We start from the raw sequence: 16,225 nt of genomic DNA, 5'->3' as shown, positions 1-16,225 counted from the left end.
TCGGGCCAATCAGCCGGGTGGCAGCGGCGTCCAGTCTTCCACGATCTCTCCGCCCGAGTAAACCGCGATCGGGCCGAATTGCTGCAGCACCGCTTCGCTCTGGCTCGGGCGGAGAAAGGTGAAATCGCCTTCCCGCGCCGTGGAGCCGTTCGGCAGCGCCATGAATTGCTGGTTGGAGCTTTGCCCCCAAAGCGCATTCTCCCGCATCCCATCGGGATGAACGGCGGTCGCCATCCATTTGCCGCCATAGAGAAAGCAGCCCTCGCGCGGAAACCTGCCGAGCGTCTGCATCAGGCTGGTTAAAAAGGACGGGCCGGGCAGTTGCGCCTTGACCCGCTTGAGGATCGGCGTGGCGATGAACAGGGCCGGCAAGAGATCGATGAGCTCCACGCTGTCGAAATCGGTCGGCTTGAGAAAGGCCGAACCCATGGAAATCTCGTTGGCGAGATCAGGTCCATAGCCGAGCGCGGTGTTGCTGCCGCCGATATTGAGGATACCGCGTTCTCCCGGCGCCAACGCATCGACGAATGTTCTATAGCGCTCGAGCACGCGGGCGCGCTCGCCTGCGGGGCCGCCGGCGAAGCCCGGCAGTTTCGGAATATGGGCCTCGTAGCCCATCACGCCTACCAGATGCAGGCGAGAGAATTGAGGTCCGGAAAAGGCGGATTTCATCTCCGCCGCCGAAGCGAAGCCGCCGCGATGCATGCCGACATCGATTTCGGCCGCGACGCGCAGATCGAGGTCGAACGCGGCGGCGATCTCCGCATAGGCTTTCGCACGCTCGGCGCTGTCGACGAGATGGACGGTGCGGCGGGTCAGCGCCTGCCGTTCCTCGGCGCCCGCCTGCCGCAGCGCCTGTTTCAGGGCGGCAGCCGGCATCGGCTTGCCGAACAGGATTTCGGCGTCGGGATGGGCGGTCAGGACAGCGCGGGTGATCGGCAGGTGGAAACTCATCACCCGCTGTGTCCCGAGACGCGTCATCAGGCGCGCCAGAAGCGCGGGAACGGCGAGCGACTTGTCGACCAGGCGCAGGCCATGACTTTGCGGCTTCTTGCGCGCTGCGATATCGGCGTTGGCGTCCAGCCGGTCGCGATCGATGACGAGCGTCGGCTGAAACCGGCCGGCCTCGACCAGCGCCCGGCCGAGCGCGCCGAAATAGGATGCGCTGCTCATGCCTCGAGCAGCCGCTTGATATACGGGGTGACAAAGCGTCCATCCGGGTCGAGCATGCGCCGCACCTCCATCGCGTCCTTCCAGCGGGGATAGAGTTTGGCGAAGTCGGCGCCGGTCAACGTATGCATCTTGCCCCAATGCGGACGGCCGCCATAGCGGCGGAAGATCGGTTCGGCGGCGCGCTGGAAGGCGATGGGGTCTTCCGCCGCGTCGTGATGAATGGCGATCGAGCAGGTCTGTCGCTTGTAGAAAGGACTGAGCCAGATCTCGTCGGCGGCCACTGTGCGCACTTCCATCGGGAAATAGACTTCCGGAAAGCGCTTTTCTGTAAGTTCGATGATTTCGGCCAAGGCCTTGGGACCCTCTTCGACGGGCAGATGGTATTCCATTTCGTTGAAACGGGTCTGCCGGTCGCTGGTATACACTTTGAGCCAATTCTCGACATAGTCTTCGCGCGGCAATTTGCGCATCGCATCCGAAATCAACCTGCGGCGCAGCCAGGGAAACCACTTCAAGAGATTGCGCGCCAATTTCAGTGTCTTCAGTCCGTCTTCGTCATCCTCCGGCGGTCTCGAGGTCACCGGCTCGTCGGTGATGTCGCTGGCGAGGAACATCGCTTGGCCGGAATAGGGGACGAAATAGAACTCTGCCGAGCGGTGGGCGGTCATCATCGAATGGAAATTGGCGATCATGTCGCCGATCGGCAGCACCCAGCGGCGCTTGCGCATCCGATAGGTCGGCAGATTGTTGAGCGTCACGGCGCTGACGATGCCGAAGGCTCCGAGGCTGACGCCGACGGCGTTCATCATCTCGCCATCCGCCTCACGGGTGAAGAGGAGTTTTTCACCCTTGCCGTCTATGAGCTCCATATGCTGCAGCAGCGTGTGATAGGCGCCGAGCGTCGAGCCCGTGCCATGGGTGGCGGTGCCCAACGCGCCGCCGATCGATTGTTTGTCGATGTCGCCCATATTGGCCAGCGCCTGGCCGACGCCGTCGAGAATCCTGGTGAGATTGCCGAGTTTGGTGCCGGCGCGGACCGTGGCGCGGCAGTTATCGTCGTCGTGGGTCACCAGGCCTTCGATATGATCGAGCGACAGGATCGTGCCGTCGCTCGGAACCAGCGGCGTGAAGGAGTGGCCGGAGCCGACGACGCGGATAGGACCGGGCGCCGATTTCACGATTTCCTGCAGCGCCTCGACCGTCTCGGGCGTGTCGAAACGCTGTGGACGCGCGGTGACATAGCCCGACCAGTTCGACCAGATTTGCGGCGCATTCATCCTGTCATATTCCTCTGCGTCTGGATCGTGCGAAGCCGAAAGACAGCGTCAGCGCCAGACTGACCAGAGCCGATGCGCCGGCGAACACGGCGATCGGCCTGTAGTCGCTCCCGGTGACGAAAAACGAAGCTCCGGCGGGTCCGAGCGCGCCGCCGAACAATTGTGCGGCGGGCGTGAGCAGCGCGGTTCGCCGCGTGCCGTCCGCCGCCACCGTCATGGCGATCTGCCAGGGGGTGACGAACAACAACAGGAAGCCCGAAGTCAGCGACAGCAGCCAGAAAAAGGGCAGCGAAACCTCTCGGGTGAAAGCGGCTCCGATGCCGACCGCGACCAGCGCCGAGAGCGTCAGCATGCCGACGAAGGGGATCTTCGGCTCCAGAGCGGTGGCGGCGACGGCTCCGGCGACCTGGGCCAGGAGCGACACCGACACGATCAGGCCGACCGTCGCCGAAGGGACATCGTTCTGCGCGCCGAGCGGCTCGAGAAACGCCCAGATCGATCCTGTGAACATATAGAGGGTGAAGATGGAGAGAAGCGCCAGGGCCGGACGAAGCGCGAGCATCGCATGGGGGCGAAGCGCAGCGTCCGCCGAGAGCGGACCATAGTCGTCGAGCAGGCGCGGCGCGATCAGGAGGCCGGCGAGAGTGACGCCGGTCAGGAAGACGAAGCTGCCGGTGGAGCCCCAGACCGGCGCGATCGCCAGCGCGATGACCGCCGCGGCGAGGCTCTGGGCCAGTGTCTGGACGATGATGAACCAGCCGCCATTGCGGCCGGGCGACGGGCTTCGGGCGATGAGTTCGATCGCGATCGCGATCAGCCCGCCTTGCGTGAACCCCGCAAAGACCCGGATCAGGATGAGCCACAGGGGGCTAGGTGCGAAGGCTGTCGCGGCGTAAGCGGTAGCCGTCAGGACCAAAAGAACGGACGCCTTCAGCCGCATCGACCCAGGCCCGCCGATCAGGTTCAGCATGGCTGATCCAAGGCCGATCGCCAGCATTTCCAATGTAGCGAGAATGGCGATCTCATCGAATGTCGCCCGTCCCTCGGTGAAGAGCCCTCCGAGCAGAACCGGCTGCAACCCCAGCGACAGGGCGCCCAGAGAGCCGACGGCCATGGATGATGCGAGGTCGCTTCGACGCCATGACGTCAGTTCTCGGCGCATGGATGCGCCATTACCCATCTGCACGCCCATCCCCCCGCTTGCTTTTTCTTGCGGATTGCTCAATTGGTTTTGTTTATATTCCCCTTATAAAGAAGCTGACAGTTGATCATCTTTTTGTCAAGTAGGGGCGCAGAGGGAAGGGCCGCCGAGGCATGCAGGATCTGGATTCCAATTTGAGGCGTTCTCCGAAACAGGATCGCAGTCGGGAGCGCGTCGAGGAAATACTGGCCGCCGCCAAGCAATTGATCGGAGAAAAAGGAATCGACGCGGTCAAGATGCGGGAAATCGCGGCGTTGGCCGGGGGACCGATCTCCTCGCTCTATCAGTATTTTCCCAATAAGTCCTCCATCGTGTCGATGCTGCATAACCAATGGATCTCGGAACTGGATTCGGTTCTCGGCAGCGGTCTTGGAAAAGCTGGAGATCTCGACGAGATCTGCAACGCCGCCGTCGCCCTGCTCGACTATTACTACCGCCGCATTGTCGGCGATCCCGCCATTCTCGACATGGTAAACGCGGTCCAGGCCGACAAGAGCTCCAAGGGCGCCGATATCGCCGCCACGCGCCGCCACGCCGACCAGTTTTCGCAGAGCGCACGACCGTTTATCGCCGAAGAGCAATTCGAGGCGTTTCAGCGCGTGACGTTCCTGATGTTCCAGCTGGCGAGCGGAGCTGTGCGACTGGCCCTTTCGCTCGGGCCCGACGAAGCCGATGCGGTCATCAACGACTACAAGATCATGATCCGGACCCAGCTCGCCGCATTCGCGCGCTGAGATCCGGATCACGGAGCCCGCGCCCGGAAAATCGGCAGAAAAAAACCCGGTGCATCGCTGGGAGGCAATGCGACCGGGCAAATGGCAGGGTCTGCTTGGCGAAACCCTGCGGGGAAACGCGTGCGCCTTTCAGCAAAGGCGAAATTTCTCAGAAGCGGCGCATGCCGCGGACGGTCTTGTCGCGCGCCTGGATCAGAGCGGCGTAGGGGTTATCCCTGAACGCCCGTTCCAAAGCATCGTCGATGTCGCGCCGGTTCAAGCCGATGTCGGCCAGTTGCGCGTCATCGAAGTCGCGCATCGACGCAATCACGCGACGGTTTTTGTACGTCCGATAGATTTGCACAAGCCCGCGCAAGGGGAGTACCGTCCAGTTCTGCAAAAAAATTTTTATGCCGGACTCTGCGCTTGCCGCATATGTGTCGCGCGTCGCCATTGAACTCTCCCCGGTCGGGCCATCGCCATCGTCTGTCTCGATGATGGCCACATAAAAAGAATCCTATTGATCAGTCCAACGAATGTTTCTAATCGTTATCATCAACGGTTCTTATGTGTAGGGGGTGCGCATGTCCACGCCGCTTGATATCGATCAGTTGCAGACCTTCGTCGCGATTGCGGATGCGGGCAGTTTCACCAAGGCCGCCGAACGTGTGTTCAAGACCCAATCGGCGGTGTCGATGCAGATGCGGCGGCTGGAGGAACGCATCCGCAAGCCGTTGTTCGTGAAGGACGGGCGCGGCAACCGTCTGACGCCCGAAGGCGAGAAGCTGCTGAACTATGCCCGACGGATGATCCGCCTCAACAACGAAGCGGTCGCCGCCTTCGACGACAACCGTCTCGAAGGCACGCTCAGGATCGGCACGCCCGATGATTATGCCGACCGTTATATGCCGGAGATCATCCAGCGCTTCGCGCGATCGCATCCAAACGTCGAACTCTATATCGAATGCGAGCCCTCGGTGGCGCTGGCGGAGAAGATGGCGCGCGGCGAACTCGATATCGCGCTCGTCACCCACAATCCGCTGGAGCGCGAATCGGAAGTGGTGCGCACCGAACCGCTCTGCTGGGTGACCTCGGCCAACCATCCGCTGCCGGACAACGCTCCGGTGCCGCTGGCGTTGGGCCGTCGTGATTGCCAGTGGCGGCGGCTCGCCTGCGCCTCGCTCGATTCCATCGGCCGCGAATATCAGATCCTTTTCACCAGCTGGTCGTCCACCGTCGTCGCGGCCGCCGTGCTGGCCGGCATGGCCGTGTCGGTGCTGCCGGAATCGGCGCTGCGCACCGGCATGAAGGTTTTAGGGCAGCCGGACGGCTTCCCGCCGCTCGCGCCGGTGCAGATCGGCATCATGAAGCGCACGGGCCTGTCGACCTCGCTGACCAACGCCATTACCGCCCATATCTCCGCCTGCCTCGACAACATCACGCCCGCCAATGTCGACGACGAGCTCGATCGCGACGTGAAGATGTGGCCTCGCATGCCGCGTCTGAAGGCGGGGCATATGCTGCCCGGCTGGTGAAGTCTGGCGTCGGCGGATGGCGCATATTACGAAGTTATGATCTTATCAGCAGGCCGCAAATCGGCCTGACCGGGGCGCATTTGAAATGACATTCGGCGCCCCGGATCCTAGAGTCGTCGCCGACGACTGCTCCTTTCACATGACGGAAACACCATGGCCGACCGCTCCTTCACCACGATTGAAAATCAATGGATCACGCTCAAGGACGGCACGCGTTTGGCGGCCCGCATCTGGATGCCGGACGATGCCGAGGCCGATCCGGTTCCGGCGGTGTTCGAATTCCTGCCCTATCGCAAGCGGGACGGGACCAGCCCGCGCGACGAATCCACCTATCCGGTCTTCGCCGCAGCCGGCATCGCCGGCGTCCGGGTCGATATCAGGGGTTCGGGGGAATCCGACGGCGTGATCGACGGCGAATACACGCCGCTGGAACTCGCCAACGCCTGCGAACTTATCGCCTGGATCGCCGAGCAGCCCTGGTGCAACGGCTCGGTCGGCATGATGGGCATTTCCTGGGGCGGCTTCAATTCGCTTCAGGTCGCGGCGTTGCGGCCGCCTGCGCTCAAGGCGGTGATCTCCATCGCCTCGACCGTCGACCGCTACAACGACGACATCCATTACAAGAACGGCTGCCATCTCTCGGCGCAATTGTCCTGGGCGGCGACCATGCTCGCCTATCAGTCGCGCTCGCCCGATCCGGAACTGACCGGCAATCGCTGGAAGGAAATGTGGCAGGAGCGGCTCGACGCCGAACCTTTCTTCATGGAGGAATGGCTCGAGCATCAGCGTCGCGACGACTTCTGGAAACATGGGTCCATCTGCGAGAATTTCGACGACGTCGAAATTCCGACGCTGGTGATCGCCGGTTGGGCCGACGGTTACCGCAATACGCCCCTGAAGGCGGTCGAGGGACTTGGCGAGAAGTCCAAGGCGATCATCGGCCCCTGGGTGCATAAATATCCGCATTTCGCCTGGCCCAAGCCGCGGGCCGATTTTCTCGGCGAAGCGATCCGCTGGTGGAGCCGATGGTTGAAAGGCGAGGAGAACGGCGCCGAAGATCTGCCGCAGGTGCGCGCCTATATCATGGACGCCGTCAAGCCGGCGCCGCGCCGCGATTTCGACCCGGGCTTCTGGATCGCCAAACCCCGCTGGACCGCGCCCGAGATGGACGTGCTCCGGCTCGACGGCGCTCGCACGCTGTCTATCGACGGCGCAGCCCGGGCTGAGGAACGGATCGAACTTCGTTCGCCGCTCGCCACCGGCACGGCGTCGGGCGAATATTTCACCCTGAAGCCGGACGCCGAAATGGCGGTCGACCAGAGAGGCGACGACGCCGGTTCGCTGGTGTTCGAAACCGCGCCGCTGACGGAAGCCCACGACTATCTCGGCATGCCCGTCATTCGTCTCACGCTGAAAGCCGATGCGGAGCTCGCCAATCTCTGCGCCCGCCTAGTCGACGTCCATCCTGACGGGACGGCGTTGCGGGTCAGCTTCGGGGTTCTAAACCTGGCGCACCGGATTTCCAATGAGCGCCCCGAGCCGCTCGTCCCCGGCGAAGACACGGAGATCGAGTTGACGCTGGACGCCTGCGGTTACCGGTTCGAGCCGGGCCATCGCATCCGGCTGTCGCTGTCGACCGCTTACTGGCCGATGATCCTGCCGCCGCCGACCGACGTGACGCTCGATATCGACCTCGGCTCGGTCGAACTCATGCTGCCGAAGCTGGGCGAGGCCGAGCGGATCGTCATGAAGGAGCCGGAGGATCCGTCGCCGCTGCCGACCTATATCGAGCATGCGCCTGGCGACACCAGCCGATCCGTGACGCGTGACCTGACCCATGCCCGCACCGAATACCGCATCCATGAGGACACCGGTCTGCACGAACATCCCGGCACGGGATTGTCGAGCCGGCAATTGCGCGAAGAGCTCTGGACGATCGCAGACAACGACCCGACCTCGATGAGCGGCGTCTCGGTGTGGACCTGCGACATGTCGCGGCCCAACTGGTTCGTGCGCACGATCTCGACGGCGCGCATCGCCTGCACCGCCACGGACTGGATCATCGACGCCGAAGTCGTGGCGATCGACGGAGAGGACGAGTTCTTCCGTAAGTCCTACGCCAAGACTGTCCCGCGCGATCAAATGTGAGATCAGGCGGACTCGACCGGGACAGGCGGCGGCAGCGAGTTGACGAAGGGCGCCGGCGCCTCTCCCCTTTGGCGCCGCCGCAGTCGGAACAGGATGTCCGTCTCCCATTTCGACGAATCCGGCTCGGTCAGATCACAGACTTTGAAGATGTTGAGAAGACAGCCGAAATGCAGGCCCTTCTCGTCACGCGTGCTGTCGATCGTGTACTTCATGTAATTGGCCCATTGGATGGCGATCACATGAACGTCGCGCAGACGATCATAGGGGCCGTGCCAACTCGCCTGCAGATAGTCGGCGGCCGGCAGGCTGCCGGCATGAAAGGGGCCGTTGGCGCGCATGGGCCTGTCGGTGAAAAAGCCGAAATCGGCTTCGAGATTTTCAAAATCCCGGAAGGTTTCCAACCGGAGAAACGCGGCGCCGATGTCCTTGACGCCTTGCTTGACCGCTTCTTCCTTCGCCTCGTGGAAGAACACCCGACACTGCTGGCTTATCAACCGCGCCGAAAGCCTCGACCGCAGGGAAATGAAGTTCTGTCGCTTGATGTGGATTTTCTGCGGCATGGACAACATTGGGCGGGTCGCTCTCTTGCGGGGCTGTCGGCTTTAAATCGGCGCGAATATTCCAGTTGCCGAAAATACATTATCTGATAGGCGCCTTTCCCGCTTCCGGCAAGAGCTTTAGGCCCGCATAAGCTTCTTGGCTCAAGACTTGGACAGATGGCCCATCGAGCGGCAGGATGATTCGCGGGTGAAGCAGACATGAAGGCTGTGATTTTGGCGGGCGGGCTCGGCTCCAGACTGGCCGAGGAAACGCATACGCGTCCCAAGCCCATGGTCGAGATCGGCTCCCGGCCGATACTCTGGCATATCATGAAAATCTATTATGCGCATGGCGTGCGCGATTTCGTGATCTGCTGCGGCTTCAAGGGCTATATGATCAAGGAATACTTCGCAAATTACAGCCTGCACATGTCCGACATCACCTTCGATCTCGGCGCGAACAGGTTGGAGTTCCATCGTCAGAACGCCGAATCCTGGCGTGTCACGCTGGTGGATACGGGCGAGAATTCGATGACCGGCGGCCGCCTGAAACGCGTCGCCGCCTATCTCGATCCGAACGAACCCTTCTGCTTCACCTATGGCGACGGCGTGGCGGACACCGACATTTCCGCGACGATCGCGTTTCACAAGAGCCATGGCAAGCTGGCGACCGTCACCGCGGTGCGTCCGCCGGCCCGCTTCGGCGCGCTGCGCTTCGAAGGCGACGACGTCACCGGTTTCGTCGAAAAGCCCGAAGGCGAGGGCGGCTTCATCAATGGCGGCTTCTTCATTCTGGATCCCAGCGTCATCGATCGCATCGAAGGCGACGCCTCCAGTTTCGAGGGCGAACCTCTCGGCAGCCTCGCCGCGGACGGACAGCTGAAGGCCTGGTTCCACAAGGGCTTCTGGCAGCCGATGGATACGCTGCGCGACAAGATTCAGCTCGAAAATCTCTGGGCGTCCGGCAATCCACCCTGGAAGGTGTGGTGATGGACGCAGACTTCTGGCGCGGAAAGCGCGTCCTTCTGACAGGACATACTGGCTTCAAGGGCGCCTGGCTCGCCTTTTGGCTCAAGCGACTGGGGGCCGAGGTTGCGGGACTGGCGCTCGATCCCGCCTCGGATCGCCCGGCGCTGCATCTGCTGCTGGGCGGATCGAGATATGGCTCAGACATCGTCGATATCCGTGACCGCGACGCGGTGAAGGCACGCGTCCAAGCGGTCGAACCCGACATCATCCTGCACCTGGCCGCGCAGCCTTTGGTTCGCGCCGGCTATCGCGACCCGCTCGACACATTCGAAACCAATGTGCAGGGCACGGCCAACCTGTTGGACGCGGCGCGCTCGATCGGCAGCCCGCGCGTCATCGTTTCGATAACCACGGACAAGGTCTACGAAAACGCCGAGACCGGCACGGCGTTCACTGAAACCGATCCGTTGGGCGGACATGATCCTTATTCCGCATCGAAAGCGGCGGCCGACATCGTCACGTCGAGCTACCGACGGTCATATTTTCTCCCGCGCCAGATCGGCGTCGCCACGGCGCGGGCCGGCAACGTCATCGGCGGCGGCGACTGGGCCGACGACAGGCTTATCCCGGATGTGATCAGGGCGTTCGAGTCCGGAAGCGCGCTGGACATCCGACGGCCGCAAGCGGTGCGGCCCTGGCAGCATGTGCTCGAGCCGCTGCATGGCTATCTGCTGCTGGCGGAGAGACTATGGCGCGATCCCGGCGCCGGGCCTGCCTATAACTTCGGTCCGGGTTCTGAAAGCGCCGCCAGCGTGCGCGACCTCCTGGAGCGTTCGTCCGATCATTTCGACCTCTCGCGCATCCGCTGGGGCGATGGCGGCGAGGGGCCGCATGAAGCAGGGCTCTTGACGCTCGACAGTGATCGCGCCCGAACCGAACTTGGCTTTGCGTCGCGCTTCGATCTCGACGAGACGATCGACCGGACCTGGCGCTGGTACAAAGGTCTTGCCGGCGGCGTCTCCGCCGAAACTCTGTGCGGCGACGACATCGACGCCTTCGAGGCGAGGGCGGCCCGCGCCGAGGCCAAGGAAAGGACATCCGCATGACCGGTCGTTTCGACGCCAGCCGCACGCCGCTTTCCGGCCTGATCCTCCTGAAACGCAAGCGGCTCGCCGACGATCGCGGACATCTCAGCCGGTTGTTCGACGCCGAGGGATTGACGGCCTATGGCTGGCTCGGCGGCATCGCCCAGGTCAATGAGACGGTTACGCTGAAGCGGGGGACGGCGCGCGGCTTTCATTTCCAGAAGCCGCCCGTGGCCGACGCCAAGCTCGTCACCTGCCTGCGCGGGGCAGTGCTCGACGTCGCCGTCGACATCCGCAAGGGCTCGCCGACATTCCTGCAGCATTTCGCCGCTGAACTCACCGCCGACAATTGCGCCTCACTCCTGATCCCCGAAGGCTTCGCCCATGGCTTTCAGGCGCTGAGCGACGACGTCCAGTTGCTCTACGCCCATTCCGCCCCCTATCAGGCGGAGTCGGAGGGGGCGCTCAATCTCGCCGATCCTCGACTGGGCGTGGACTGGCCGTTGCCACTCGCAAACCTGTCGGAGCGGGACCGGACCCATCCCCTGCTCGGCGAGGCCTTCGAAGGAATAGAACCATGAAATGCCGGCATTGCGGCGGCGGGACATTCTGGCCGTTTCTCGATCTGGGGACGGCGCCGCCCTCCAATTCCTACCTTTCGGCGGAAAAACTCGCGGAACCCGAACTCTGGTATCCGCTGGTGATCAGGACATGCTCGACCTGCCTGTTGACCCAGACCGAGGATTTCGCCAGCCGCGAGACATTCTTCTCGGACAGCTATGCTTATTTCAGTTCGTTCTCTATCTCCTGGCTCAAGCATGCCGAGGCCTATGTGACGGCGATCAAAGCGCGATTCGGCTTTGCCGATGGGGCGCGACTGGTCGAAATCGCCGCCAATGACGGTTATCTCCTGCAATACGCCAAGGCGGCCGGCTTTTCCTGTCTGGGCGTCGAGCCGACTGCGAGCACGGCCGCCGCCGCCCGAGACAAGGGCCTCGACGTCGTCGAAGAGTTCTTCGGGCTCGCGCTCGCCGAACGCCTGAAAGCCCAGGGCTGGAGCGCCGACCTGATGGCCGCCAACAATGTGCTCGCCCATGTGCCGGATATCAACGATTTCGTCTCCGGCTTCGCCTGCCTGCTTCAGCCGGAAGGCGTGGCGACTTTCGAATTCCCGCATCTGCTCAATATGGTCGAGGAGCGGCAGTTCGACACCGCTTATCACGAACACTACTCCTATCTCTCGCTGCATGCGGTCAAGCGGGTGTTCGACGCAAACGGTCTCCGGATCTTCGATGTCGAGACGACGCCGTGGCATGGCGGCAGCCTCAGGGTCTTCGCCTGCCGTGCGGACGCGCGCTCAAGGCCTGAGCAAGCCTCCGTGGGCATGATGATGGCGACCGAGGAACGAGCGGGGCTGCTTTCGGCTGAATTCTATACGGGATTTCAGGCCGAGGCGGAGCGGGTGCGAAACGATGTCGTGGCCTATCTGATCGATTGCCGCCGGAAGGGCCTCAAAGTCGCGGCCTATGGCGCGGCTGCGAAAGGCAATACGCTTCTGAATTTCGGCGGCGTGAAGCGCGACCTTCTCTCGTTCGTGGTGGATAAAAATCCGGCCAAGCAGGGCGCGTTCCTGCCGGGCAGCCGGATTCCCGTGGTCGACGAAGCGAGGCTGAAAGCCGAAAGGCCCGACAGGGTGGTGATACTGCCATGGAACATCCAGAACGAAATCATGACGCAGCTTTCCTATATCAGAGACTGGGATGGGAAGTTCGCGACAGCCATACCGACGCTTCGGGAGATGTGACGACTCTCGCCGTCATCGACGCCGTCGCCCCGATCCTCAAGCCGGTCGACATCGCAGTCGAGGCTCCCAAGAAGGGTCCGCGCCGGGCTCATGCCTGATCGCAGGCCGCGACTGTCGCTCTGCATTCCCACGCGCAACCGCCCGGCTTGCGCGCAACGCACGCTCGTCGATCTCCTCGGCAATCCCCGAGGGGACGTGGAGATCATTGTCGCCGACAATTCTGACGCGGCCCTGTCGCTGGCTGCCTTGGCTCAGACCATCGACGATCCTCGTCTCATCTATCTGCCGCCGACAGACCGAGCGCTGTCCATGCCTGACAACTGGACCCGCGCCGTCGCCGCCTGCCGGGGCGACTGGATCGTCGTCATCGGCGACGACGATTTTTTCGATCTCGACATGGTCGGTTGCCTCGACGCGATCGAAGCGCGAGCGACCGATGTCGATTGCATCGGTTGGAACCGGCTGTCCTTTGCCTGGCCGGACAGTCGCCGCATCCCCGGCAATATGGCGCTGCAGCTCGGCAACCGCGCCGCCGAGACCCCGCGCGCCCAGTTTTTCGACAGGCTTTTCGGCTGGCGCGGCGCGAGTCATGTTCCGTCGAGCGCCTATTCCATCTATCACGGCGCCGTCAGGCGCGATCTGGCCGAAAGGATCGCCGGGCGCTATGGCCGCCTGTTCGAACATGCCGTGGTCGATTACGAATGGTCCTGCAAGCTCGCCGTCGATGCGACGCGCTTTCTCTATGTCGAGCGGCCCTTTTCGGTGGCGGGCGTCTCCGCGGAAAGCAATTCCGCCGCCGCCGGTGATTTCACCAGGTCGCAAGCCAATTATCGGGCCATGATCGCGGAGCATGGCGTCGGCGAAGAGACGAGCGATCGGACGAAGGATTTTCCCTTCGGCCCCCATCTCGGCGTCGCCGGCTGCATCCTCGGCGTCCAGCACTGGTTCAAGCAGAAATATGGGGTCGCCTATGAGGGATGGCAGGAAAACTTCGTAAAGGCCCTGGTCCGCGACTGTGAAAACGGCGACGGTCGAGACGGCTTCGACCAGCAGGCGGCGGCCTGCCGCTCGGCGCTCGCTGCGTTCGAAGACGGACGGTGGCTTGCTGAATTCCGACCGTGCTATCGCAGCCGCAAACAGGCTCAGGCCTTGACTGGCTTGCGCGGCCGAACGCTTTATATCGACGAAACAGTAGCCGACACGCCGGCCCAAGCGTTGCAATTCACCCGACAGATCGTCGAGCCGCTCGACAGGCTGACATTTCTTTTCGAGCCGGCGGACCGCTCTCCGCCGACAGCCAGTTTCGCTTAAGCCAAAACGGCTAGTCTCCGGCGATCACGGAGTTCTCCCATGCCGGCCCCAAAGCCCGTCCTGTCCATTTGCGTGCCGTCCCGCAACCGTCAGCCCTATTTCAAGCAGACGATCGAGGCGTTGCTGCGATCGGATCGAAGCGATGTGGAATTCGTCTTCGTCGACAATTCCGACCAGCCCCAAATCATGGACGACTTCATGCAGGCGCGGCGCGACGACCCGCGCATTCGCTATGTGACGAGCGGGGAGAAGACCCGCTCGATGCTGGAAAACTGGAATGTCGCCATGGAGGCCTCGACGGGGCGTTGGGTGACCTTCATCGGCGACGACGATTACGCCGATCCGGACGCGGCCGGCGTCATTCTCAAGATCGAGGCGGAGCGGCCGGGCGTCGAAGCCATCGACTGGGCGAAACTCTTCTACACCTGGCCAGACGGCGAAAAACCCGCCTCCGGACAGATCATCCAGACGCTGACGGCGGTGCATGACGTCTCGCATGACCTCATCAAGGATCGCGCCTATCGCTTCCGCCAGGCGAGCAATATCATCGTCTCCGGATTTTCGATCTACCATGGCGCGGTTTCGCGCAAACTCATCGATCGCATCAAGGCCCGCTATGGCGGCGCCTTCTTCGAATTTCCCGTGGTCGACTATGAGAGCATCTACAAGATCATCGCCAACGGCAAAGGCTTCGTCCATTGCGCCCGGCCGCTGTCGGTGCTCGGCGTCTGCCCGATGTCCAACACCGCGGGCATCAAGAGCCTCAAGGATCAGGAAGCGAAGCAGGCGTTGTTCGACAAGGAGCTCGATGCGCCGCTTGACCAGATGGACTGCTTCAAGGACTATCCTTTCAAGAGTCGTTTCGGTCTGATGGCCTGCATCGGCATGGTGCATCACTGGTTCTCCAAGCGCCATGGCGTCGCCTTTTCCGGCTTCGAGGACAATTTCGTCCAGGCCTGCATGAACCAGTGCGCGGCCGCCGCCTCGGCCGAGGATTTCGAGATCACCGTCGCCCGCTACCGCACCGCCTTCTCCAAATGGAAGGGTGGTAAATATCTGCGGCAATTCAAGCCGGTCTATCCCGAACGGCCGGGCAAGCTGCCTCCCTTTTCCGGGTTGACGCCCGACAGATTGCTCGTCGTCAACGCCGACAACCCCCATTGCCGCACATGCGAGGATTATTATCGCTTCGTCTCGTCGGCGCTTCTACCGGTCGGAGAGATCGTCGCCGACTTCCAGTTCGTGGTCGACGAAAAGGCGAAAAAGCGCGCATGATCAGGGTCCGGCATAAAAGCTTTGTTTGCATTTGCGGACCTATAGTTAACGCAGCCGAAAGACGGGCTGTCACCGAGGCGGAGAAGGAACGTTCGACATGCTGACATTCCAGCAAGCCAAGGATCCGCAATTCATGGCGATCCGGGCGCGCAATCTGACCGCCGCCCTGCTCGATCGCAAGATCCTGACGCTGGTCATCGAGGCTGCCTCGGCCTGCAATCTCAAATGCACCTTCTGCGACGCCCATTCCGGCCGCGCGCCGAAATTCCGCGAGCACGCCGGCGTGATGAAGGAAGAGACCTGGGAAAAGATCCTGGCCGATCTCCGCGTGTATGTCGCCGAGCGCGGGCCGCTGGCGATGATCCAGTTTCACGGCAATGGCGAGCCGCTACTCAACAAGAAGATCGGCGCGATGATCGCCAGGGTGAAGTCAGAAGGCTTCGCGCTCAAGACCCGGGTCATCACCAACGGCATTCTGCTCAACGAGGCCAAGGCGCGGGAACTGATCGCCGCCGGTTTGGATGAGATCCATATCAGCGTCGATACGCTGGACCGCGACAAATACAATACGGTGAAAGTCGGCGACTACGCCGAACGGGTGCTCGCCAATCTCCGCGCCGTTATTCCGGTCGTCGAAGCCGAAGGCAGGACCGAACTCTACATCAAATATTTCGCCGCCGAGGAGGACAATTCCTACGGCATCACCCAGGCGGATTCGGATTCTGTGTTCGATGAATTCGCGGAAGCCGCCCGAAAGTCCAATGTCGTGCATCTCAAGCAACAGCCGCTGGTCGATGTCGGCAAGGGCATGCTGGACGGCAAGGACGGCATGGCCGCCCCTTGCGAAATCCCCTTCTACCTTCTCTATGTCATGCACAACGGCAAGGTTTCGGCCTGCTGCTCGGACGTGTTCAACGGCCTGACCGTGGGACATCTGATGGAAGAATTAGCGCCCGCCAAGGCGCATCTGGGCGGTTCGATCCTCGAGGTCGTCGATTCGGTTGCTCTTTACGAGATCCGCCGCAAGCATCTGAACGGCGGCTGCAACGACATCAAGCTCTGCGCCGGCTGCGGCAACCGCACCGCCGTCGACGTCTCGCAACTGCCCGCCGATATCAGGCGGCAGCTGGATGCGGCGATCGTGCCCCCGAGCGCTGCGCAGGCGGCGGAATAGCTCCACATATCACTATGACGT

General features: G+C 62.4%; 15 protein-coding genes. 10 read left to right on the top strand and 5 right to left on the bottom strand.

Going from position 1 to position 16,225, the window contains the following annotated elements; translation table 11 throughout:
• Positions 1–9 precede the first annotated feature (9 nt).
• The 3 genes from OCK01_RS15445 to OCK01_RS15435 are packed head-to-tail and all read right to left on the bottom strand — an operon-like array spanning position 10 to position 3,636.
• A complete protein-coding gene (locus OCK01_RS15445) occupies positions 10–1,173 on the bottom strand; it encodes an alanine racemase (RefSeq protein ID WP_263824697.1) in 1,164 nt (387 codons plus the stop codon).
• Positions 1,170–2,450: a D-arabinono-1,4-lactone oxidase gene (locus OCK01_RS15440; protein ID WP_263824696.1), complete on the bottom strand. Its 1,281-nt coding sequence runs from the start codon at positions 2,448–2,450 to the stop codon at positions 1,170–1,172. Before OCK01_RS15440 ends, OCK01_RS15445 begins: the two co-directional genes overlap by 4 nt.
• 4 nt (positions 2,451–2,454) lie before the next feature.
• Positions 2,455–3,636, bottom strand: a complete 1,182-nt coding sequence (locus OCK01_RS15435; RefSeq protein WP_263824695.1) for an MFS transporter — start codon at positions 3,634–3,636, stop codon at positions 2,455–2,457.
• 128 nt (positions 3,637–3,764) lie between these two features.
• Between OCK01_RS15435 and OCK01_RS15430 the strand changes: the two genes are divergently transcribed.
• Entirely contained in the window at positions 3,765–4,385 is a 621-nt protein-coding gene (locus OCK01_RS15430; RefSeq protein WP_263824694.1) for a TetR/AcrR family transcriptional regulator, read from the top strand.
• Positions 4,386–4,533: 148 nt separating this feature from the next.
• Here the strand turns inward: OCK01_RS15430 and OCK01_RS15425 are convergent, their stop codons facing one another.
• Entirely contained in the window at positions 4,534–4,869 is a 336-nt protein-coding gene (locus tag OCK01_RS15425) for a DUF1127 domain-containing protein (RefSeq protein WP_263824693.1), read from the bottom strand.
• A 79-nt stretch (positions 4,870–4,948) separates the two neighbouring features.
• On the opposite strand from OCK01_RS15425, the gene OCK01_RS15420 reads away from it, so the two are divergent.
• Positions 4,949–5,899: a LysR substrate-binding domain-containing protein gene (locus OCK01_RS15420; RefSeq protein WP_263824692.1), complete on the top strand. Its 951-nt coding sequence runs from the start codon at positions 4,949–4,951 to the stop codon at positions 5,897–5,899.
• Between the two features lie 153 nt (positions 5,900–6,052).
• Positions 6,053–8,047, top strand: a complete 1,995-nt coding sequence (locus OCK01_RS15415) for a CocE/NonD family hydrolase (RefSeq protein ID WP_263824691.1) — start codon at positions 6,053–6,055, stop codon at positions 8,045–8,047.
• Between the two features lie 2 nt (positions 8,048–8,049).
• On the opposite strand, the gene OCK01_RS15410 is transcribed toward OCK01_RS15415, so the two are convergent.
• Positions 8,050–8,607, bottom strand: coding sequence for a GyrI-like domain-containing protein (locus OCK01_RS15410; RefSeq protein ID WP_263824690.1), 558 nt, complete (start codon positions 8,605–8,607; stop codon positions 8,050–8,052).
• Positions 8,608–8,805: 198 nt separating this feature from the next.
• Between OCK01_RS15410 and rfbF the strand changes: the two genes are divergently transcribed.
• The 7 genes from rfbF to OCK01_RS15375 all read left to right on the top strand — a co-directional run bounded on the left by rfbF (position 8,806) and on the right by OCK01_RS15375 (position 16,204).
• Positions 8,806–9,576, top strand: a complete 771-nt coding sequence (gene rfbF / locus OCK01_RS15405) for a glucose-1-phosphate cytidylyltransferase (protein ID WP_263824689.1) — start codon at positions 8,806–8,808, stop codon at positions 9,574–9,576.
• Complete coding sequence (rfbG, locus tag OCK01_RS15400; protein WP_263824857.1) at positions 9,576–10,661, top strand: CDP-glucose 4,6-dehydratase; 1,086 nt, start codon at positions 9,576–9,578, stop codon at positions 10,659–10,661. Before rfbF ends, rfbG begins: the two co-directional genes overlap by 1 nt.
• Complete coding sequence (locus tag OCK01_RS15395) at positions 10,658–11,221, top strand: dTDP-4-dehydrorhamnose 3,5-epimerase family protein (RefSeq protein WP_263824688.1); 564 nt, start codon at positions 10,658–10,660, stop codon at positions 11,219–11,221. Before rfbG ends, OCK01_RS15395 begins: the two co-directional genes overlap by 4 nt.
• Positions 11,218–12,444: a class I SAM-dependent methyltransferase gene (locus OCK01_RS15390; protein WP_263824687.1), complete on the top strand. Its 1,227-nt coding sequence runs from the start codon at positions 11,218–11,220 to the stop codon at positions 12,442–12,444. The genes OCK01_RS15395 and OCK01_RS15390 overlap by 4 nt, the downstream gene beginning before the upstream one ends.
• Before the next feature lie 90 nt (positions 12,445–12,534).
• Positions 12,535–13,755: a glycosyltransferase family 2 protein gene (locus OCK01_RS15385; RefSeq protein WP_263824686.1), complete on the top strand. Its 1,221-nt coding sequence runs from the start codon at positions 12,535–12,537 to the stop codon at positions 13,753–13,755.
• A 39-nt stretch (positions 13,756–13,794) separates the two neighbouring features.
• Positions 13,795–15,030, top strand: coding sequence for a glycosyltransferase (locus OCK01_RS15380; RefSeq protein ID WP_263824685.1), 1,236 nt, complete (start codon positions 13,795–13,797; stop codon positions 15,028–15,030).
• 97 nt (positions 15,031–15,127) lie between these two features.
• Positions 15,128–16,204 (top strand): radical SAM/SPASM domain-containing protein, encoded by a 1,077-nt coding sequence (locus tag OCK01_RS15375; RefSeq protein ID WP_263824684.1) that lies wholly within the window; start codon positions 15,128–15,130, stop codon positions 16,202–16,204.
• Positions 16,205–16,225: the final 21 nt, after the last annotated feature.

Source organism: Rhizobium sp. TRM95796 (genome assembly GCF_025779995.1).
Classification (GTDB): Bacteria; Pseudomonadota; Alphaproteobacteria; order Rhizobiales; family Rhizobiaceae; genus Rhizobium_E.
This window is presented reverse-complemented; position numbering and strand designations above follow the sequence as displayed.